The sequence below is a fragment of the Yoonia sp. TsM2_T14_4 genome, assembly GCF_049602355.1.
Classification (GTDB): Bacteria; Pseudomonadota; Alphaproteobacteria; order Rhodobacterales; family Rhodobacteraceae; genus Yoonia; species Yoonia vestfoldensis_A.
On record NZ_CP187137.1, the window covers coordinates 2,615,912 to 2,634,269 of the forward strand.

18 protein-coding genes and 1 tRNA gene are annotated in these 18,358 nt (G+C 61.2%); 12 read left to right on the forward strand and 7 right to left on the reverse strand.

Translation table 11 applies throughout. From position 1 onward, the window contains the following. The first annotated feature begins 81 nt into the window (after nt 1-81). From ACPF9B_RS13010 to lpxK, 6 genes are all read left to right on the forward strand, one after another. The gene (locus tag ACPF9B_RS13010) at nt 82-1,584 is read left to right on the forward strand and encodes a DUF2125 domain-containing protein (protein ID WP_424177895.1); all 1,503 of its coding nucleotides are present in this window, start codon (nt 82-84) and stop codon (nt 1,582-1,584) included. Between the two features lie 117 nt (nt 1,585-1,701). Further along, the gene (locus ACPF9B_RS13015; RefSeq protein WP_424177897.1) at nt 1,702-3,048 is read left to right on the forward strand and encodes a TldD/PmbA family protein; all 1,347 of its coding nucleotides are present in this window, start codon (nt 1,702-1,704) and stop codon (nt 3,046-3,048) included. Continuing rightward, nucleotides 3,035-3,826 (forward strand): 3'(2'),5'-bisphosphate nucleotidase CysQ, encoded by a 792-nt coding sequence (locus tag ACPF9B_RS13020; RefSeq protein ID WP_424177899.1) that lies wholly within the window; start codon nt 3,035-3,037, stop codon nt 3,824-3,826. The genes ACPF9B_RS13015 and ACPF9B_RS13020 overlap by 14 nt, the downstream gene beginning before the upstream one ends. 35 nt (nt 3,827-3,861) lie before the next feature. Next, the gene (locus ACPF9B_RS13025; RefSeq protein ID WP_007206431.1) at nt 3,862-4,107 is read left to right on the forward strand and encodes a DUF4170 domain-containing protein; all 246 of its coding nucleotides are present in this window, start codon (nt 3,862-3,864) and stop codon (nt 4,105-4,107) included. 21 nt (nt 4,108-4,128) lie between these two features. Beyond that, nucleotides 4,129-5,325, forward strand: a complete 1,197-nt coding sequence (locus ACPF9B_RS13030; RefSeq protein ID WP_424177902.1) for a 3-deoxy-D-manno-octulosonic acid transferase — start codon at nt 4,129-4,131, stop codon at nt 5,323-5,325. Then, nucleotides 5,325-6,311: a tetraacyldisaccharide 4'-kinase gene (gene lpxK, locus ACPF9B_RS13035; protein ID WP_007206429.1), complete on the forward strand. Its 987-nt coding sequence runs from the start codon at nt 5,325-5,327 to the stop codon at nt 6,309-6,311. The genes ACPF9B_RS13030 and lpxK overlap by 1 nt, the downstream gene beginning before the upstream one ends. On the opposite strand, the gene ACPF9B_RS13040 is transcribed toward lpxK, so the two are convergent. Together ACPF9B_RS13040 and ACPF9B_RS13045 are read right to left on the reverse strand one after the other, a co-directional pair. Then, the gene (locus ACPF9B_RS13040; protein WP_007206428.1) at nt 6,308-6,973 is read right to left on the reverse strand and encodes a DsbA family protein; all 666 of its coding nucleotides are present in this window, start codon (nt 6,971-6,973) and stop codon (nt 6,308-6,310) included. The genes lpxK and ACPF9B_RS13040 overlap by 4 nt on opposite strands. Nucleotides 6,974-6,985: 12 nt before the next feature. Next, nucleotides 6,986-7,495: a DUF721 domain-containing protein gene (locus tag ACPF9B_RS13045; RefSeq protein WP_424177905.1), complete on the reverse strand. Its 510-nt coding sequence runs from the start codon at nt 7,493-7,495 to the stop codon at nt 6,986-6,988. A gap of 51 nt (nt 7,496-7,546) precedes the next feature. On the opposite strand from ACPF9B_RS13045, the gene mutY reads away from it, so the two are divergent. Together mutY and ACPF9B_RS13055 are read left to right on the forward strand one after the other, a co-directional pair. Beyond that, the gene (gene mutY / locus ACPF9B_RS13050; RefSeq protein WP_424177907.1) at nt 7,547-8,614 is read left to right on the forward strand and encodes an A/G-specific adenine glycosylase; all 1,068 of its coding nucleotides are present in this window, start codon (nt 7,547-7,549) and stop codon (nt 8,612-8,614) included. Nucleotides 8,615-8,666: 52 nt separating this feature from the next. After that, entirely contained in the window at nt 8,667-9,812 is a 1,146-nt protein-coding gene (locus ACPF9B_RS13055) for an alkane 1-monooxygenase (RefSeq protein WP_424177909.1), read from the forward strand. A 104-nt stretch (nt 9,813-9,916) separates the two neighbouring features. Here the strand turns inward: ACPF9B_RS13055 and ACPF9B_RS13060 are convergent, their stop codons facing one another. Next, the gene (locus ACPF9B_RS13060; protein WP_040482967.1) at nt 9,917-11,026 is read right to left on the reverse strand and encodes a site-specific DNA-methyltransferase; all 1,110 of its coding nucleotides are present in this window, start codon (nt 11,024-11,026) and stop codon (nt 9,917-9,919) included. Nucleotides 11,027-11,114: 88 nt separating this feature from the next. Next, on the reverse strand, nt 11,115-11,747 hold the full coding sequence (locus ACPF9B_RS13065) for a ribonuclease HII (RefSeq protein WP_424177911.1): 633 nt from the start codon (nt 11,745-11,747) through the stop codon (nt 11,115-11,117). Between the two features lie 234 nt (nt 11,748-11,981). Between ACPF9B_RS13065 and ACPF9B_RS13070 the strand changes: the two genes are divergently transcribed. Next, complete coding sequence (locus ACPF9B_RS13070) at nt 11,982-12,263, forward strand: hypothetical protein (protein ID WP_007206422.1); 282 nt, start codon at nt 11,982-11,984, stop codon at nt 12,261-12,263. 25 nt (nt 12,264-12,288) lie between these two features. Next, nucleotides 12,289-12,939: a winged helix-turn-helix domain-containing protein gene (locus ACPF9B_RS13075; RefSeq protein WP_007206421.1), complete on the forward strand. Its 651-nt coding sequence runs from the start codon at nt 12,289-12,291 to the stop codon at nt 12,937-12,939. On the opposite strand, the gene ACPF9B_RS13080 is transcribed toward ACPF9B_RS13075, so the two are convergent. Beyond that, nucleotides 12,936-13,967, reverse strand: coding sequence for a LacI family DNA-binding transcriptional regulator (locus tag ACPF9B_RS13080; protein ID WP_007206420.1), 1,032 nt, complete (start codon nt 13,965-13,967; stop codon nt 12,936-12,938). The genes ACPF9B_RS13075 and ACPF9B_RS13080 overlap by 4 nt on opposite strands. 84 nt (nt 13,968-14,051) lie before the next feature. Between ACPF9B_RS13080 and ACPF9B_RS13085 the strand changes: the two genes are divergently transcribed. Both ACPF9B_RS13085 and ACPF9B_RS13090 read left to right on the forward strand, forming a co-directional pair. Further along, a tRNA-Arg gene (locus tag ACPF9B_RS13085) sits at nt 14,052-14,128 on the forward strand. Nucleotides 14,129-14,209: 81 nt separating this feature from the next. Then, entirely contained in the window at nt 14,210-15,991 is a 1,782-nt protein-coding gene (locus ACPF9B_RS13090; protein ID WP_424177913.1) for an ABC transporter ATP-binding protein, read from the forward strand. Nucleotides 15,992-16,008: 17 nt separating this feature from the next. Here the strand turns inward: ACPF9B_RS13090 and dxs are convergent, their stop codons facing one another. Further along, entirely contained in the window at nt 16,009-17,943 is a 1,935-nt protein-coding gene (gene dxs / locus ACPF9B_RS13095) for a 1-deoxy-D-xylulose-5-phosphate synthase (protein WP_424177915.1), read from the reverse strand. Nucleotides 17,944-18,122: 179 nt separating this feature from the next. Next, nucleotides 18,123-18,347: an RC-LH1 core complex protein PufX gene (gene pufX / locus ACPF9B_RS13100; RefSeq protein ID WP_007206417.1), complete on the reverse strand. Its 225-nt coding sequence runs from the start codon at nt 18,345-18,347 to the stop codon at nt 18,123-18,125. Nucleotides 18,348-18,358: the final 11 nt, after the last annotated feature.

An 18,358-nucleotide genomic window follows, 5' to 3' on the forward strand; every position in this document is an offset into this window, starting at 1 on the left:
AGTTTTGCAGATGCTATCCTTCCTTGGCCCGTGTTGGAAGACGTGGGCCGGAGGGGCAAACCCAGAACGGAAGGGATCTTGATGACCTTTAGAACGACTTTGCGCGGTGCTGTCTGTCTGGCGGCGCTGTTGACCGCAAACACCGCCCTTGCCGAGGTGACGGCCCGGCAGGTGTGGGACGACTGGAAAGCGCAGCTGTCCGTCTACGGCCCCAACAGCCTGTCCGTCGGAGCAGAGGATATGGCGGGCGACACGCTGACCGTGCGCGACGTCGCGCTGACCATGACCGAAGATGATGTGACAATCCGTGCCACGATTGGCGACGTGAGCTTTGCCGAACAGGGTAACGGCAGCGTGCGCGTGACGATGCAAGACAGCTTTCCCATCGTGCTGACCGACCGGCAAGGCATGACCGCCACCGTGCTGGTCACCCAGACGGGTCTGGAAATGACTGTCAGCGGGACCAGCGACGCGATTGATTATGCCGTCAGCGCCAACAGCTACAGGATTGCGCTGGACAGTGTCGTCGATGGTGATTTCACCTTTGACGGTGATGTCAGCATGACCGGCAACCGCCTGACGGGCAGCTATACCAGCCGTCAGGGCGATATGCGCGAGCTGACCTATGCCGGAGCAGTCGAATCGGTCGATATCCTTGTCGATGTGCAGATCCCGCAAGCGGCGGGCGAATACATCACCCTGGGCGGCAAGATCAACGGGCTGAACATGCAGGCCGAGATCAAGATGCCGCTTGATGGTGTGATGATCAACGCCGACGATTATTTCACTAATGGCACGTCGATGTCAGGTGGCTATACCGTTGGCAAAAGCGACTATGTATTCGACATCAATGCCGAAGGCGATCAGATGGCGGGGTCGGTTAGTGCCGGTTCCGGTATGCTGGCAACCCAGATCAGCGCCGACCGGCTGGCCTATTCCGGGCGGACCACCGATGTCGCAGCAACGATCGTATCGGCGGCGGCCCCTTTCCCTGTTGAAATCGGCCTGTCGGCCTATGGGTTCAACTTGGACATACCTCTGGCGGCGTCCGAGACCGCACAGCCCTTTGCCTTTGGTATCGAGCTGGCGGATCTGACGGTCAGCGACATGATCTGGTCGCTGTTCGATCCAACCAATGTGCTGCCGCGCGATCCGGCGACGATCAAGATCGGCCTTGCCGGTCTCGCCCGTCCGCTGTTCGACATGATGGACCCCGCGCAGGAACAGGCGGTGATGAACAGCTACATGCCGTTCGAACTGTCCGAAGTAACGCTGACCGATCTTGATATCGCGGTTGCCGGTGCCACCGTCACGGGCGACGGGGCCTTTAGCTTTGACAACAGCGATATGGTGACATTCGCCCCGCTGCCTCGCCCAGAAGGCGCGCTGCGCGTGCAGATCAACGGCCTGAACGGGTTGCTGGACAATCTGGTCACCATGGGTCTGGTCCCCGCCGACCAGATGATGGCCCCGCGCATGATGATGGGCATGTTCGCGCGGTCCACCGGCGACGATCAACTCGAAAGCCAGCTGGAAATCACCGGCGACGGGCAGGTTCTGGCCAACGGGCAGCGAATCCGCTGATCCAGTCCTGTCAATATTGCGGCGCGTCGCTCTGTCGGCGCGCCGTTCGCACGTCGTGTCGCGGCCTTGCAGCACCCCTGCCCGCGCGCTAGCTCTGCTGCAAGCAAAGGAAGCCCAATGACACATTCCCTGTCCGACCTGACCCACCAATTGATCGACATTGCCCGCAAGGCCGGCGCCGATACCGCCGACGCGATCGCGGTGGACGGCACGTCGCTGTCGATCGACGTGCGGGGCGGCGTGTTGGAACACGCCGAACGGTCCGAAGGCATCGACATCGGTTTGCGGGTTCTGATCGGCAAACGGCAGGCCTGCGTGTCGTCGTCCGACATCAAGCCCGACACATTGCGCCAGATGGCCGAACGCGCCGTGGCCATGGCAAAAGAAGCCCCCGAAGACCCGCATGCGGGCCTTGCCGACCCCGCGCAACTGGCGCAGGTGACGGATAATGCCGCGCTGGAAATGCATGACCCCGCCGAGGAACCCGATCCCGCGATACTGCAAGACCAAGCTGCCCGCGCCGAGGCTGCGGCGCTGCGCAATGCAGGCGTGGCGCAGGTGCAATCGGCCTCTGCCGGATATTCCCGCCGCCGCGTGCATCTGGCAGCGACCAACGGCTTTTCCGCAGGCTATACCCGCACCGACAGCGGCCTGTCCTGCGTGGCAATCAGCGGGACCGGCACCGCCATGGAGCGCGATTATGATTACGACAACCGCGTGTTCCGCGCTGACCTGCGCGATGCCGATGCCATCGGCACCCGCGCCGCCGCACGTGCCGTCGAACGCAGCGGCGCGCGCCGCCCCAAGACGGGCGCCTATCCGGTGCTGTTTGACGAACGCGTCGCGAGTTCCCTGATCGGCCATCTGTTGCAGGCTACCAATGGTGCGGCCATCGCGCGCGGGTCAAGCTGGCTGCGCGACGCACTTGGCGCGCAGGTGCTGCCCAAGGGGCTGTCAGTGATCGAAGACCCGCACCGCGCGCGCGTGTCCGGATCGCGGCTATATGATGCCGAAGGTCTGCCAACCGCGCGCCGCGCCATTGTCGATGACGGGGTGCTGACGGGCTGGACGCTGGACCTTGCCACCGGGCGCAAACTGGGGCTGGACAGCACGGCCAATGCGGCAAGATCCACCGGCGCGCCACCCGCGCCCAGCCTGACCAATGTCGCCATGACGCAAGGCAGCGCATCGCGCGACGACCTGATCGCACAGATGGGAACGGGGCTGTTGGTGACCTCGATGATCGGGTCCACGATCAACCCCAATACAGGTGATTATTCGCGCGGGGCGGCGGGGTTTTGGGTGGAAAACGGGGCAATTGCCTATCCGGTCAACGAATGTACCGTCGCGGGCAATCTGCGCGACATGCTGCTGACCCTGATCCCCGCCAATGACGCGCAGCTGCATCTGTCGCGCGCTGTCCCATCGCTCTTGGTCGAAGGTCTGACCCTTGCGGGAGAGTGATCTGACCCTGCTGGTCACCGCCGCGCGCAAGGCGGGGACCATCGCCACAGGATATTTCGGCAAATCGCCGCAGGTGACCGACAAACCGGGCGGTGCCGGTCCCGTGACCGAGGCCGATCTGGCCGTGGACCTTATGCTCGCGGATTTCCTGCGCGACAAACGCCCCGATTACGGCTGGCTGTCCGAGGAATCACAAGACGGCCCCGCGCGCCTGTCCACGGCGCGCCAGTTCGTGATCGACCCGATCGACGGCACACGGGCCTTTATCGGCGGGACCAAGGACTGGTCCCATTCGCTGGCCATCGTGGAAGACGGTGCCGTTGTCGCCGCTGCCGTCTATCTGCCACTGCATGACCTGATGTTCACCGCCGCCGCAGGCATGGGTGCGCAGGCCAATGACCAGACAATCAGCGTCAGCAGGTCAGCGATTGATCAGGCGCGGGTGCTGGCGTCGAAGCCAAATTTCGCGCCCGCATTGTGGAAGGGCGCGACCTTGCCGCCGTTTCAACAGGCGTTCCGGTCATCGCTGGCCTATCGGCTATGTCTTGTGGCACAGGGCCGGTTCGACGCGATGCTGACCCTGCGCCCCAGCTGGGAATGGGACATCGCCGCCGGTGCGCTGATCGTGGCCGAGGCGCGCGGCACCGTCACCGATGCGCGCGGCCTGCCGCTGATGTTCAACAATGCACATCCGCAGGTGCCGGGCGTCATCGCGGCAGGGAATGATTTACACGCCGATATCTCGGCGCGGCTTGAGCCTGCGCGCGCGAACCACTAGGGTCCGTACAACCACAGTAACGCGAGGATTTCCCGATGACACAGCGCCTGCACCTGGTTTTTGGCGGCGAACTTGTCGATCCGACCAAGAATGCATTCAAGGATGTCGCGGCAATTGATATCGTGGGGATGTTCCCCAATTATCAGACCGCCTTTAATGCATGGAAAGCCGCCGCCCAGCGAACCGTGGATGATGCGCATATGCGGTATTTCATCGCCCATATCCACCGCCTGCGTGACGAAGAAACCGCAGGCTCCACGACCGAGGAACTGGGCGGCTGACGCAAGGCAAGGGGCAGGATCATGGCGCGATCCCTTAAAATCGCGGCCTATATGGCAGGGCTTCGGCGCAGCAGCCCTGACGCCTCGCAGACGGCCTATCCCGACCGGCCTGACGGCGCGATTGTCTGGGCGCGGTGCAGCCGGCCCGAACAATTGACCGCGATTGAAACCTTGCAACGCAAGCTCTCGGATGATGCTGACGCAATCCAGATCATCGTGACCGTTTCGGATTGGAACCCGTCACTGGCGGGCCGCGCCTGGCCCGAACCCAAGGGCAAGGACAAGATTCGTGCCTTTCTGGCGCATTGGCGACCGATGCTGGCGATCTGGATGCGCGGCGATCTGGATCTGGTGTTGCTGGACGCGATCCAGTCTGCCCGCGTGCCAAGCATTCTTGTCGATGCAACGGCTGACGGGATCGACCATGTGGCGGGCGGCTGGGTGCCGGGGGCAATCCGGTCCTTGCTATCTGGCTTTGACACGGTTCTCGCGGTTGATTCAGCCTCAGCCGAAAAGCTGATCAGCGCAGGCGCACCGCAGGCCCGCATCGTCGTCACCGGGCTGATGGAAGATTGCAGCCCTGTGCTGCCCTGCACCGAGGCTGACCGCCGCGATGTGTCCGCCGCTATCGGGACGCGGCCTGTCTGGCTGGCCGCGGCGGCGCGCGCGAACGATTGCAAGGCGCTCTGCCGTGCCCATCTGGAGGCAGGACGCCGCGCGCACCGCCTGCTGCTGATCATCGTGCCCGACACGCCCGACAGCGCGCTGCAACTGGGCGAAGACATGCGCCAGTTCGGATTTCACGTCACGCTGCGATCAGAAAACCCCGAACCATCCGAACCAACGCAGGTCTTTGTCGTTGATACCGAGCCTGATCTGGGGCTGTGGTACCGGATCGCGCCGGTCACCTATCTGGGCGGCACATTGTTTGGTGGCGGGTGCCGTGATCCGTTTGAACCGGCGGCCCTTGGGTCTGCGGTGCTTCATGGGCCGCATGTCGCGCCCTATCAGCGTCACACCGCGCGGTTGACCGCCGCTGTCGCTGCGCGGTTGATCGGGTCTGCTGACACGCTTGGCCCCACGGTGGAATCCTTGCTATCCCCCGACAAGGCCGCGACGATGGCCCATGCGGCATGGGATGTCACGTCGCGCGGGGCCGATGTGACGAACCAGATCGTGTCGCTGATCCGTCAGCGGCTAGAAGACAGGGTAGCCTGATGCGCGCGCCGGACTTTTGGTTCACGCCGCCGCAACGCCCCGCGCTGACCGCGCGGCTGTTGGCGCCACTGGGCTGGATTTATGCTGCGGCAACTGCGGTGCGTCTGCGCAGGCCCGCCAAGCTGCGCGCCACTGTGCCGGTGCTCTGCATCGGCAACCTGAATGCGGGCGGCACCGGCAAGACGCCCACAACCATCGCCCTGATCGACCGGCTGCGCGCACGTGGGCGCAATCCGCATGTGGTGTCGCGCGGCTATGGCGGGTCGCTGACCGGGCCGGTGCAAGTGAACGAACGCCAGCACAAGGCGGATCAGACCGGCGATGAACCCCTGTTGCTGGCGGCCTTTGCCCCAACTTGGGTCGCGCGCGACCGTGCGGCCGGCGTTGCCGCAGCACAGGCGGCGGGGGCGGATGTGATCTTGCTGGATGACGGGTTCCAGAACCCCGATGTGGCCAAGGATCTGTCTATCGTCGTTGTCGATGCCTTGCGCGGTTTTGGCAACGGGCGGGTGATCCCTGCTGGCCCCTTACGCGAACCGGTGGCGCGCGGGCTGGCACGCGCGGATCTACTGTTGTCAATCGGCCCGCCCGAAGCGCAGGACAGGTTTGCCGCAGACTGGCCCATCGCCCTGCCGCATCTGGTGGGCCATCTGGCCCCGCTGCCCACGGGCATGCCGTGGCGCGACCTGCGCCTTTTGGCCTTTGCGGGGATCGGGCATCCTGAAAAATTCTTTCGCACCCTGCGCGATATGGGGGCCGATGTTGTCCGCACCGAAGGCTTGGCCGATCACCAACCCCTGACGCCCGCGCTGATCAAGCGGTTGCAGATCGAGGCGCAGGTCCAGCGCGCGCAGCTGGTCACAACGGAAAAAGACGCCGTGCGTTTGCCCGACGCCTTTCGGATGCAGGTGCTGACGCTGCCGGTCCGGCTGCATCTGACGGATTGGTCCGCGCTGGATGCAGCCTTTGACCGGCTGGGGCTTTAGCCGATCCGCGCGTCCAGGATTTCCGCGAATTCGGGGTAGGCCATGTTGCTGTAAAGCCGCCCGTCAATCAAGAAGCTCGGGGTCGAGCTAATCCCGTCACGTTCTGCATTGGCCTGATACCAGGTAAACAGTGCCTCTGCTTTGGGCCCATTGGACAGTGCCGCATCAAGCGCTGCGTCATCCAAACCCGCGACCTTGGCCAGCCGGCGCAGTTCTTCGACGATCACGACAGGATCGCCGCCCGCCAGCCAAGAGCGCTGCTGTTCATACAACATGCCAGCAAAGGAAAAGAAGAAATCCGGATTGTTCGTGCTGCGCGCGATCATCGATGCCCAAAGGCCGGGCCGGTCGAAATACACTTCACGATAGACAAAGCGGATCTTGTCCGTGTCGATATAGTTTTCCTTGATCTGCTTGAACTGGTCAGCGTGGAAAGACGCGCAATGCGGGCAGGTGAAGGACGCATATTCGATCACTTCGACGGCGGCATCAGGATTGCCCAGCACCATTTCGATAACCTGCGGCAAGGCACCATCGGCAGCTTGGGCATTGGCCGCACCAGGCAGCAGGCCGGTCACGGGATCAGGGCGTCCGATCAGCCAGCCGGCACCGGAGATCAAGGCTGCGCCACCGGCGGCGGCCAAAAGCGTTCTGCGTTTCATGTCTACCTCTGTTTAGTTCTGTTGTTTCGCAAGCACGTGGCTACCAAGTCTGGCCAAGGCGGCCCGTAAATCATCGTTGTCTATATTCTCAGACAAGGCAGTCGCTTTGCAAATCACGTCTGCGCTGGGTTGCGTTACACGTTTGGGCGCAGGCGCAAAGGCCACCCGCCCGTCGGCAAAGCCCGTAGGTGCTGTCTGTGTGATCCGCACCCGTGCAATAGCGCGGTAGCCGTAACAGGCGTTCACCTTATCGCGGATCTGGTCTTTTTGCATTTCCAGCATCGGGGCCTGCGCGCCGGTGGTCAGCAAGGTCAGCGTCGCCCCCATCCCACCCTTGCCATAGCTCACATTCACCGGCGTCGCGATCTGCGCTGTGGCGGCGCCCACAACCTCGGCCCAATGGGTCAACAGGCGGGTCACGGCAAAACCGCGCTTTTCGCTGGCGCTGCGGATGCGGGTCTGCATCAGCGCGGCGGCGCGCGAAAAACCATAGGTCGTGCCATTGGCGCGTGGCTGTTTCATGGCTTTGCATTACCTTATGTCTGGACCTGCGCCAAGCCTGCGCTGCCGCAAATGGGGGAAACCGCCTTGCACGATCTGAGCTTTGCCTTGCTGGACTGGTACGACCGTCACGCCCGCGCCATGCCGTGGCGTGTGCCGCCAGCGGATCGCAAGGCAGGTGTCGCCCCCGACCCCTATGCCATCTGGCTGTCAGAAGTGATGTTGCAACAGACCACCGTCGCCGCGGTGCGCGATTATCACCGCAAGTTCACAGCACTTTGGCCCAGCGTACGCGATCTGGCGGCAGCGGATGATGCCGCTGTGATGGCCGCTTGGGCGGGGCTTGGCTATTATGCGCGCGCGCGCAACCTGCTCAAATGCGCGCGGGTCGTGGTGGCCGAGCATGGCGGCACGTTTCCGCGCAATCACGCGACCTTGCTGACCCTTCCCGGCATCGGCCCCTATACGGCGGCGGCCATTGCAGCCATCGCGTTTGATGCGCCCGAAACCGTGGTCGATGGCAATGTGGAACGCGTCATGGCGCGGATGTTCGACATCCACACGCCCCTGCCTGCCGCGAAACCGGAACTGACCGGCCGCGCCCGTGCGCTGACACCCCAGCACCGTGCAGGCGATTACGCGCAGGCGGTGATGGACCTTGGTGCCACGATCTGCACCCCGCGCAATCCGGCCTGCGGGATTTGCCCATGGCGCGCGCCCTGTGCCGCGCGGATCGCAGGCACCGCCACCGATCTGCCACGCAAGACGCCCAAGAAAAAGACACCGACGCGATACGGGATCGCCTATGTCGCGCGGCGCGCGGATGGGGCGGTCCTGCTGGAAACGCGCCCCGAAAGCGGGCTTTTGGGCGGGATGCTGGGCTGGCCTTGCAGTGATTGGACGGATGATCCGGCACCCGCGCCACCGATCAACGCCGATTGGACAGCGGTCGAGGCCCAAGCGCGCCACACCTTTACCCATTTTCATCTGCATCTGCAGATCATGCTGGCCCAAGTGCCGCTGGACGCGCAGCCCGACCGTGGGCATTTCATCGCAAAGCAGGATTTCAGCCCTGCGGCCCTGCCCACAGCCATGCGCAAGGTTTACGATTTGGTTGCCGATCTGGTGCAGAGTGATTGAGAGGCAGCATCATTACAGCTAAGGTCACACAACCGGAGCACGAAAGGATCACATGCCGATGACGCCATCCGCAGCGCCCGAAACCGGCCCTATCCCGTCGGCCTTGCCGTTCTGGTTGTCGCTCGGGTTGATCCCGCTTGCGGTCTTTGTCGCAACGCAGGGCGGTTGGGCATTGCTGTTGCTGCCGCTGACGACATGGTGGCTGTTTTCGGGCCTCGATTATGTTGTCGGGCTGGACAAGGTGAACCCTGATCCTGCAACCCCTGAAAAGGCCTTGTTCTGGCACAAGCTGATCACGCTGCTTTGGACGCCGTTGCAATTGGTAACGATCTTTGGCGTGCTGCATTATGTCGTGAACACCGACCATCTGGGCCGGGGCGAGGCATGGGCGCTGTTTGCAGGGCTGGGCATCCTGTCGGGGACCATCGGGATCACCTATGCGCATGAATTGATGCATCAAAAGCCAAAGACCGAACGCTGGCTGGCGGATATTTTGCTGGCCTCGGTGTTCTATTCGCATTTCAGGTCCGAACATATGCTGGTGCATCACCGCTATGTCGCCACCCCGCGCGATCCGGTCACAGCGCGCTATGGCGAAAGCTTTTACCGGTTTTTCCAGCGCGTGCTGTATCAATGCTTTGTCTCGGCGTTTGGCGCGGAAAAGGCTATGCTGGCGCGCAAAGACCTGCCTGCCACCCACCTGTCCAACCCGTTTTGGCGGTATCTGGCGCTGCAACTGATGTTTCTGGGGCTTGCCGCCTATATCGGGGGGCTGGGGGGTGTGTTCTTGTTCGCGACACAGGCGTTCTGGGCGGTTTTCCAGCTCGAACTGGTGAATTACGTCGAACATTATGGGCTGACGCGCAAACATCTGGGCGACGGCAAATATGAACATGTCAAACCGCGCCATTCATGGAACGCGTCGCAGCGCGCATCCAACTGGCTGCTGATCAACCTGCAACGCCATTCCGACCACCATTACAAACCTGACCGCCGTTTCCCCTTGCTGCAAACCTACGCCGAGGATGAAGCCCCGCAACTGCCCTATGGCTATCCGGTGATGACGATGATGGCGCTAGTGCCGCCTTTGTGGCGCAAGGTGATGCACCCGCGGATCAGTGACTGGCGCGCGGCATTCTATCCAGAAATCAGGAACTGGCAGCCATATAAATATGCGCGAAATCCAATGCCACGATAAAAAACCCGGCCATCTTGCGATGACGGGGCAAAGTTAGCGCCTGCAGCCCCTACCACCATGGCTGGGTTCACCGCAGGCACCGGCGGTATCAACTTTGGTAAAACTTAGTGTTTCTCCATCTCGGAGCGGATCTGCTGACGCAGCAGATCAATCGGCACTTTCTGGCCGTCGCGTTTGAATTGCCAATAGGTCCAGCCGTTACAGCTTGGCGCGCCTTCCAGATGCGCACCGACCTGATGGATCGACCCTTTGATGTCATCGCCGATCAGCGTGCCGTCGGCACGGACCTTGGCCTTGTGGCGACCATTCATGGACCAGAGTTCCTCGCCCGGGCGCAACATGCCGCGTTCGACCAGGACGCCAAAGGCAACACGCGGTTCGGATCGTTTGGATGAGGACACCTCTAACGCTTCGGTATCGAATTTGCGGGTGTTGGCGATGCGTTTTTCTGCAACCTTGCGATAGGCGGCTTCGCGTTCGATCCCGATAAAATCGCGGCCCAGCATCTTGGCCACCGCCCCCGTGGTGCCGGTGCCAAAGAATGGATCAAGGATCACATCGCCCGGATTGGTTGTGCCCACGATCACGCGGTGCAGCAAGGATTGCGGCTTTTGTGTCGGATGCGCCTTGTCGCCTTGGTCGTCCTTGAGCCGTTCGTGGCCGGTGCAAATAGGCAGCACCCAGTCAGAACGCATCTGCACGCCTTCGTTCAGCGATTTCAGCGCCTCGTAGTTGAAGGTGTATTTGCTGGCCTCTTCCTTGGACGCCCAGATCAGCGTTTCATGCGCATTGGTCAGGCGTTTGCCACGGAAATTGGGCATCGGGTTGGATTTGCGCCAGACCACATCGTTCAAAATCCAAAAACCTTGGTTTTGCAATTCCGCACCCATGCGGAACACATTGTGATAGCTGCCAATCACCCAGATCGCGCCATTGGGTTTCAAAAGGCGGCGCGCGGCGGCCAGCCACGCCTTGGTAAAGCGGTCATAGGCGGCGAAACTGTCGAATTGGTCCCAGGCGTCGTCAACGGCGTCGACCTTGGAATTGTTGGGGCGGTGCAGATCGCCTTTCAACTGCAAGTTATAGGGCGGATCGGCAAAGATCAGATCCACCGATCCTGCCGGCAGGCTGTTCATGACCGCGATGCAATCGCCGTCGATAATTGTATTCAATGGCAGCGCTTGCGCCACCTTTGCTTTGGTCTTGACCGTCATGTTCGCCTCATTGCCCCGGCGGATTGCCCGCTCTTTGGTTGGCCCCAATCTGAGTCAGAGATGATTCGCTGTCAAAACCTTTATTGAATCAATCACTTATGATTTTATCTTGATACAAGATATTGTGGACGGGTTTGAACGAACGCCTATGGTGTGGGGTCACACCAAGGGTGACCAGCGCCAATTTATGCGCAGGCGTCGGATATCCGGCGTTCGCTTCCCAGCCATAACCCGGAAACTGTTGCGCCAAATCCACCATGTGGCGGTCACGCCACACTTTTGCCACGATAGACGCAGCCGCAATCGACAGCGACCGCGCGTCACCTTTGACGATCGTTTCGGACGACAGTGTCAGACCGCGTGGCACCATGTTGCCGTCGATCAGGACATGGTCAGGCGGGGTGGCCAATCCGGCAATCGCGCGCAGCATCGCCAGATGCGAGGCGCGCAGGATGTTATTGCTGTCGATCTCGGCCACGCTGGCCTGCGCGATGCTGACATCGGCGCTATCCATGATCTGCGAGAACAACGCCTCGCGCCGGTCAAGGGTCAGTTTCTTGCTGTCGTTCAATCCGGCAGGCAGGCACGCTGGGTCCAGCACCACCGCCGCCGCCACAACCGGCCCGGCCAGCGGGCCACGCCCGACCTCGTCCACCCCTGCGATCCGCAGATGGCCACGGCCATGGGCCGTGTCTTCGAAAGAAAAATCAGGCAATGTCATGCGCCCAGTGACCTCAGGAGTGCCGCAAGCGCAAGAAAAAAGGGGCAGAGCGTCAGACCTGACACTCTGCCCCCGAACAGCGCGGTAACTGGGACAAGGCACCGCGCCATGCCGTGCGTTAGCTTTGCTGCAATCTGGCTTTGTCAGACAATATCAAGGGCTGGCCATGACATCGTGCAGGCGCGTACGATTGATGCTATTGAATAGCCGCATGATTTGGGATGAGATCGACCGATGAAATTCTTTTCCTTCTCTTTCCTGATCTTTTGTCTGTCCGCAACTTTCGCGCAGGCGGCGTGTTATGCTGATTATAAAGCCAAGCAGGACAATCCCCTGCGGCTGCATTACGGTGTGACCGAAGTCCGCGGCGATTGCAGTGTTGCGACCGCCGAGGCACAGCTGCGTGACGCTCTGGCCCGCGACGGGTGGCAATTGTTGAATGTGCTTGGGGTCTTTGACGAGTCCGGGCTGGAAGAACGAAGGGACAGCGCCGGTGAGTTTTACCTCCGCTACTGAATCGCGCGAAATCGGCAACCGGATCGTGGTGGCAGGCATTGCCGCCATCGTGCTGGTCTTGGGTATCACAGCGGTTTTGCTGTTCATGAGCCTGCCCGACGCCAATGCGTTCAACATGCGGGTCGAACGGCTGTTCGTGGAAAACGACACGCTGACGGGCAATGCGGAAATCAAGCTGCTGGAAATCCTTGCGCAATCTGGCACCGCGTTTTCGGATACTCTCGCGTCTTATCGGTTCGTGATCTTCGTGCTGCTGATCTTTGCAACCGCCCTTTTGGTCACTGCCGTCGCTTTTTTGGTCATGCTGATCGCGCTGAACCGCCGGATGGGCCGGATCGAACGGCAGGGGATCGAGGTGAATTCCCTGCTGATCAGCCGCGACCAGAAATCGGTTTATCTGAACGATTTCGAATTCAAACTGACGGATGCCGCCCTTGAAACCCTGTCTGTCCTGGCCGAAGCAAGGATGGATGACGAGGTGCTGTCAGGCGCCGAAATCGAAGGCGTGATTTCAGGCCGCGACCCATCGGATTGCGACGAAGCGGCGGGGGCCACCCGCATCAAGCGCCTGCGCGATACTTTGGGCAATCAGCTGGTCAGCGAATTGCTGATCAAGAACATCGCGCGCAAAGGCTATATGCTGGCCATCGACAAGAACGTGATCAAGATGGTTTAGCTACGCCGCAATGTTTCGCCCGGTGACAATTTCGGGCTCAGCGTGACGGTGGTTTCATCCTCGCGCGCCAGCCCCTGATTGCGCGCCACGATGATCTGCGCAGCCTTGACCCCGATTTCGCGGCGGCAGGCATCCATCGTTGCCAATTGGCGCGGCAGACCGTCCAGCAATTCCACGCCGTTGAACGCGGCAAGCCCGATTTGATCGGGGATCGCGACACCCTGTTCCAGCAGATACAGCAAACCGCCCGCGCCGATCATATCATTGGAATAATACAGAAAATCCAGATCAGGACTGCGCGCGATCATCTTGGCGGTCATTTCGCGGCCTTTGGCCAGTGCGGACCCGCCGGAATAGAATTCCTGATCCGCAATCTCGATCCCGGCCTTGGCCAGCGTGCGGGTGAACCCTTCGAAACGTTTGCGCGCACGGTGGTCCAGCGGCATCTTGGTGCCCATGAACCCGATCTTTTTATAGCCGGCGGCGATGATTTCCTCGGCCATCTTGCGGCCCGCGCGCCGGTGCGAAATGCCGACGCAGGCGTCAATCGGATCGCCATCGGTGTCCATGATCTCGACCACGGGAATGCCCGACTGCCGCAGCATGGCGCGCGACGCCTCGGAATGTTCAAGCCCCGCGATGATGACGCCAGAGGGCCGCCATGACAGCATCTCGAACAGGACCTTTTCCTCTTTCTCGGGCAGGTAATCCGTGACGCCGACAACGGGCTGCAGGTCGGTGTCTTCCAGCACTTCTGATATGCCGGCCAGCACCTCGGGGAACACCATGTTGCCCAGTGACGGAATGATCACCGCCACAAGGTTGACGCGCGACGACGCCAGCGCGCCCGCGATCTTGTTGGGAACATAGCCCAGGCGTTTCGCCGCATCCTGCACTTTTTGGCGGGTTGCCGCACTGACATCGCCCTTGTTGCGCAAGACGCGGCTGACGGTCATTTCACTGACGCCCGATGCCTCAGAGACATCGCGCAGGGTCAGGGGGCGTTTGTGATCGCTGGTCAAAGGCATGGTCCTGTCTTGTCGTTTGCCCAAGGTTAGCTGGCCCGAGAGACGTTGACCAGACAAGCAAACGCAGGCATTGAACAAACCGGCGGCCCCGTGGCTCAACAGGATAGAGCAGCCCCCTCCTAAGGGGCAGGTTGCAGGTTCGAATCCTGCCGGGGTCACCAAGAAGTTGTTGGTGTGGCTATCGCATAAATCCGCAAAACGGTTTAGGAACCCTCTGAACCGGATTAAGAACATGTGAGCAGATGGCACCACCGACCAAATGGCACGAGCGATGGCTGGCCCGTTTACCCGCGGATCGCCTGATCATGCGTCTGTTGCTGGAAAGTTTTCACGAACATCGCTGGAAATATCTTGCCGCCGCAGGCGCGATGGTGCTGGTGGCGACGGCGACGGCAGCGACGGCATGGATGATGGGCCAGATCATTGATGCACTATCGACACCCGACAACCGGGGCCGGGTGATGGCTGTGGGCGCGGGCGTCGCGCTTGTTTTCGCGTTTCGTGGCGTTGCGATGTATGTGCAGGCCGTGCTGATGGCGCGGGCGGGCAACCGGATTGTCGCGCAAAAGCAGATGCAGATTTACCACCGGATGCTGGGCCAGGGCGTTGCGTTTTTCAACAGCAATGCATCATCCGACCTGCTGTTGAAGGTGACGCAAAGCGCGCAATCTGCGCGCGCCATCATCGACACGATTGTCGCGGGGTTCATCCGCGATCTTTTGACGCTGATCGGGCTGATTGCGGTGATGGTCTATCAACAGCCGGTGCTGTCACTGGTCAGCCTCGTCGTGGCGCCCATCGTGGTTTACGGGGTGCAGCGCATCCTGCGGCTGGTGCAGGACGTCATGCAGCAGGAAATGGCTGGTCTGGGCGAGATTATCAGGGTGGTGCAGGAAACCTCGCTGGGTGCGCGGGTGGTCAAGGCCTTTGGACTGGAAACCAGCATGGCCAACCGGATGGAGGCCGCGGTCCGCCAGGTCGAAGACCGCAACAACCGGATCGTTCAGCTGCAATCGGCGACCATGCCCTTGCTGGATGTCGTGGCGGGCCTTGCCATCGCGTCGATCGTCGTCCTCAGCGCGGTTGATCTGTTTGGCCGCGCGCCCGGAACAGCGGGGCAGCTGATGTCTTTTGTCACCGCTTTCCTGATGTCCTATGAACCGGCGATGCGTCTGTCGAAAATGCGGGTCGTCATCGAAAGCAACATGGTCGGCGTCCGGATGATGTATGAATTGCTGGATACCAAGCAGACCATGCTGGAAAGCCCTGATGCCGTACCGCTTGTCGTGGGTCCGGGAGCGGTTGAACTGTCGGATGTCTGTTTTGCCTATGGCGACAACGAACAGGTTCTGCGATCGGTCAACATGGCGTTCCAGCCAGGCAAGACGACGGCGCTTGTCGGCCCCTCGGGTGGTGGTAAATCGACACTGCTGAACCTGCTCTTGCGGCTGTATGACCCGACCGAGGGCAATGTTCTGATCGACGGGCAGGACATAAAGGCCGCGACCTTCAGCTCTTTGCGCGCGAATATCGCTTTCGTCGGGCAGGATACGTTCCTGTTTGCGGGGACCGTGATGGACAACCTGCTTCTGGCCCGCGAGGGCGCAACCCAGGACGAGGCCATCGCCGCCGCCAAAGTAGCCCATGCGCATGAATTTATCGAAAAGCTGGCCAATGGCTATGACACAATCATTGGCGAGAATGGGTCATTCCTGTCAGGTGGCCAGCGCCAGCGTCTGTCCATTGCCCGGGCCGTGCTGCGGCAGGCGCCAATCCTGCTGCTGGACGAAGCGACCAGCGCGCTCGACAGCCATTCCGAGGTCTTGGTGCGCGACGCGCTTGAATCCATCACGCGCGGTGTGACCACCATCGTCATCGCGCACCGGCTGTCGACCGTGATGAATGCGGATGAAATCTGCTATCTTGAAAATGGCCAGATCGTCGAACGCGGCAAGATCGACGATCTGCTGACGACAGGTGGCAAGTTCAAGCAGCTTTACGATGTCCAGTTCAAGGGCAAATAGGATGGGCGGCTGACTGCTTAACCCTGATCCACCACGCGGGACTGCACCTTGCGCAGACCTATATTGGCCGCCTGCATCGCCGTTGCGGCGATATCGACGGCCGTCAGCCCGGCCTCGGCATACATCACATCGGGGGCAGCATGGTCGATATAGCGGTCAGGCAGCGTCATCGTGCGGACCTGACAGCGCCCATCCAGTAGCCCATCATTGGCCAGATCATGCAGCACCATGGCCCCGAAACCGCCCTGCGCGCCCTGTTCGACCGTGACCAGCGCCTTGTGATGGCGCAGCAATTGCCGGATCAGCGCGCGGTCAAGCGGTTTGGCAAACCGCGCGTCCGCAATGGTGACCGATACGCCCTGCGTTTCCAGCGCGCGGGCGGCCTTGCGGCATTCATCCAGATGTGCGCCAAAGGACAGGATCGCAACATCGCTACCTTGCTGCACGATCCGGCCTTTGCCGATTTCGATGATCTCGCCACGTTCGGGAAGGTCCAGCCCGACGCCTTCGCCGCGCGGATAGCGGAACGCAATCGGCCCTTCGTCATAGGCAGCGGCGGTGCGCACCATATGCATCAGTTCCAATTCATCCCCTGCCGCCATAACCACCATATTGGGCAAGGCGGCCAAATAGCCGATATCGAACGACCCCGCATGTGTCGGGCCATCGGCGCCGACCAGACCAGCGCGGTCGATGGCAAACCTGACAGGCAGGTTTTGCAATGCAACATCATGCACGATCTGGTCATAGCCGCGTTGCAGGAAGGTCGAATAGATCGCACAGAACGGTTTCAGCCCGCTTGCTGCCATACCTGCGGCAAAAGTGACGCCATGCTGTTCGGCCATACCCACGTCGAACACGCGGCTGCCAAAACGTTGGCCCATAATATCGACCCCAGTGCCATTGGGCATTGCGGCAGTGACCGCGACGATGCGTGGGTCATGCTGCGCCTCGACCGTCAGCGCCGTGCCAAAGACCTTGGTATAGCTGGGCGCGTTGGGGCGCGATTTGGCCTGTTCGCCACTGGCCACGTTGAATTTCGCGACACCGTGGTATTTGTCGGCGCTTTGTTCGGCGGGAGCGTACCCTTTGCCTTTTTTGGTGCAGACATGGATCAGCACGGGGCCGGTGGCACGGGTCTTGGCCGCGCGCAGCACCGGCAAAAGCTGGGACATATCGTGCCCGTCGATCGGGCCGATATAGGAAAACCCAAGGCTTTCGAACAAGGTGCCCGTATTGCCCGATTGCATGCCAGTCACGAGCTGCCGCGCGCGCCGCGCATGGTCACGGATCGGGCCGGGCAGGACGGATTCGAACCCTTCGGCCATTTTGTGCAGATCGCCCAAGGGCGATGCGTAAAGACCCGACAGGTATTTCGACATTGCACCAACAGGTGGCGCGATAGACATTTCGTTATCATTCAGGATCACGAACAACCGCCGTCCTTCGGACCCTGCGTTGTTCATCGCCTCATAGGCCATGCCCGCGCTGATCGAGCCATCCCCGATCACGGCAATCGCATCACCCGTGGGCATACCCAGATCACGGCCCACAGTGAACCCAAGGGCGGCGGAAATCGAGGTGCTGGAATGGGCGGCACCAAAGGGGTCGTATTCGCTTTCGCTGCGTTTGGTGAAACCGGACAACCCACCTTCTTGGCGCAGGGTGCGGATGCGGTCACGACGGCCGGTCAGCACCTTATGCGGATAACATTGGTGGCCCACGTCAAAGATCAGCTTGTCGCGCGGCGTGTCGAACACGGCGTGAATGGCGACGGTCAATTCGACCACCCCCAAAGACGACCCAAGATGCCCGCCCGTTTCGGATACGGCCGAGATTACCTCGGCGCGCAGATCATCCGCGAGATTGGCAAGCGCTGTCATATTCATCCGGCGCAGGTCAGCAGGGCCTGCGATACTGTCCAGAAAGGGTGTGGAAGGGCGGTTCGTCATGACGTCACCTTTGCAATAAAAAAGCGTCGCAAGTGGATTGAACCGCTTGCGACGCTAGTCTCCTGTAGCCAACAGGAAGGGAACTGGGATCGAAATCCCAATGACGGACCGACCAGGGAAGGGTGATCCGACAGCGAAGGATCAGGCAGGCGTCGCGCGATGCCTGATCCAATGGGTTTTTAGTCAGCGACCGCGTCTTCCATCGGTGCCGCCCGGTTGACCGGGTCGGGCGTGCTGCGGCTTTCCTCGGGCAGTGCCTCGCCGATCAAGGCGAACGCCCCGATGAAGAACCAGATCGCCACAACGAAGAGCGCTGCATAACCCGCACCTTTGAGCATCAGGAAGGTGATGTCAGCGGTCAGCCTGCTTTTGCTGTTCATTTGGAGGATGTCGTTGTTTTTCATGGTCTCTCTCC

Excerpts from the sequence above, each read along its gene's own strand:
- ACPF9B_RS13010 (WP_424177895.1), top strand. The coding sequence starts at position 82 with ATGACCTTTAGAACGACTTTGCGCGGTGCTGTCTGTCTGGCGGCGCTG.
- ACPF9B_RS13015 (WP_424177897.1), top strand. The coding sequence starts at position 1,702 with ATGACACATTCCCTGTCCGACCTGACCCACCAATTGATCGACATTGCC.
- ACPF9B_RS13025 (WP_007206431.1), top strand. The coding sequence starts at position 3,862 with ATGACACAGCGCCTGCACCTGGTTTTTGGCGGCGAACTTGTCGATCCG.
- ACPF9B_RS13030 (WP_424177902.1), top strand. The coding sequence starts at position 4,129 with ATGGCGCGATCCCTTAAAATCGCGGCCTATATGGCAGGGCTTCGGCGC.
- lpxK (WP_007206429.1), top strand. The coding sequence starts at position 5,325 with ATGCGCGCGCCGGACTTTTGGTTCACGCCGCCGCAACGCCCCGCGCTG.
- ACPF9B_RS13040 (WP_007206428.1), bottom strand. The coding sequence starts at position 6,973 with ATGAAACGCAGAACGCTTTTGGCCGCCGCCGGTGGCGCAGCCTTGATC.
- ACPF9B_RS13045 (WP_424177905.1), bottom strand. The coding sequence starts at position 7,495 with ATGAAACAGCCACGCGCCAATGGCACGACCTATGGTTTTTCGCGCGCC.
- mutY (WP_424177907.1), top strand. The coding sequence starts at position 7,547 with ATGGGGGAAACCGCCTTGCACGATCTGAGCTTTGCCTTGCTGGACTGG.
- ACPF9B_RS13055 (WP_424177909.1), top strand. The coding sequence starts at position 8,667 with ATGCCGATGACGCCATCCGCAGCGCCCGAAACCGGCCCTATCCCGTCG.
- ACPF9B_RS13060 (WP_040482967.1), bottom strand. The coding sequence starts at position 11,026 with ATGACGGTCAAGACCAAAGCAAAGGTGGCGCAAGCGCTGCCATTGAAT.
- ACPF9B_RS13065 (WP_424177911.1), bottom strand. The coding sequence starts at position 11,747 with ATGACATTGCCTGATTTTTCTTTCGAAGACACGGCCCATGGCCGTGGC.
- ACPF9B_RS13070 (WP_007206422.1), top strand. The coding sequence starts at position 11,982 with ATGAAATTCTTTTCCTTCTCTTTCCTGATCTTTTGTCTGTCCGCAACT.
- ACPF9B_RS13080 (WP_007206420.1), bottom strand. The coding sequence starts at position 13,967 with ATGCCTTTGACCAGCGATCACAAACGCCCCCTGACCCTGCGCGATGTC.
- ACPF9B_RS13090 (WP_424177913.1), top strand. The coding sequence starts at position 14,210 with ATGGCACCACCGACCAAATGGCACGAGCGATGGCTGGCCCGTTTACCC.
- dxs (WP_424177915.1), bottom strand. The coding sequence starts at position 17,943 with ATGACGAACCGCCCTTCCACACCCTTTCTGGACAGTATCGCAGGCCCT.
- pufX (WP_007206417.1), bottom strand. The coding sequence starts at position 18,347 with ATGAAAAACAACGACATCCTCCAAATGAACAGCAAAAGCAGGCTGACC.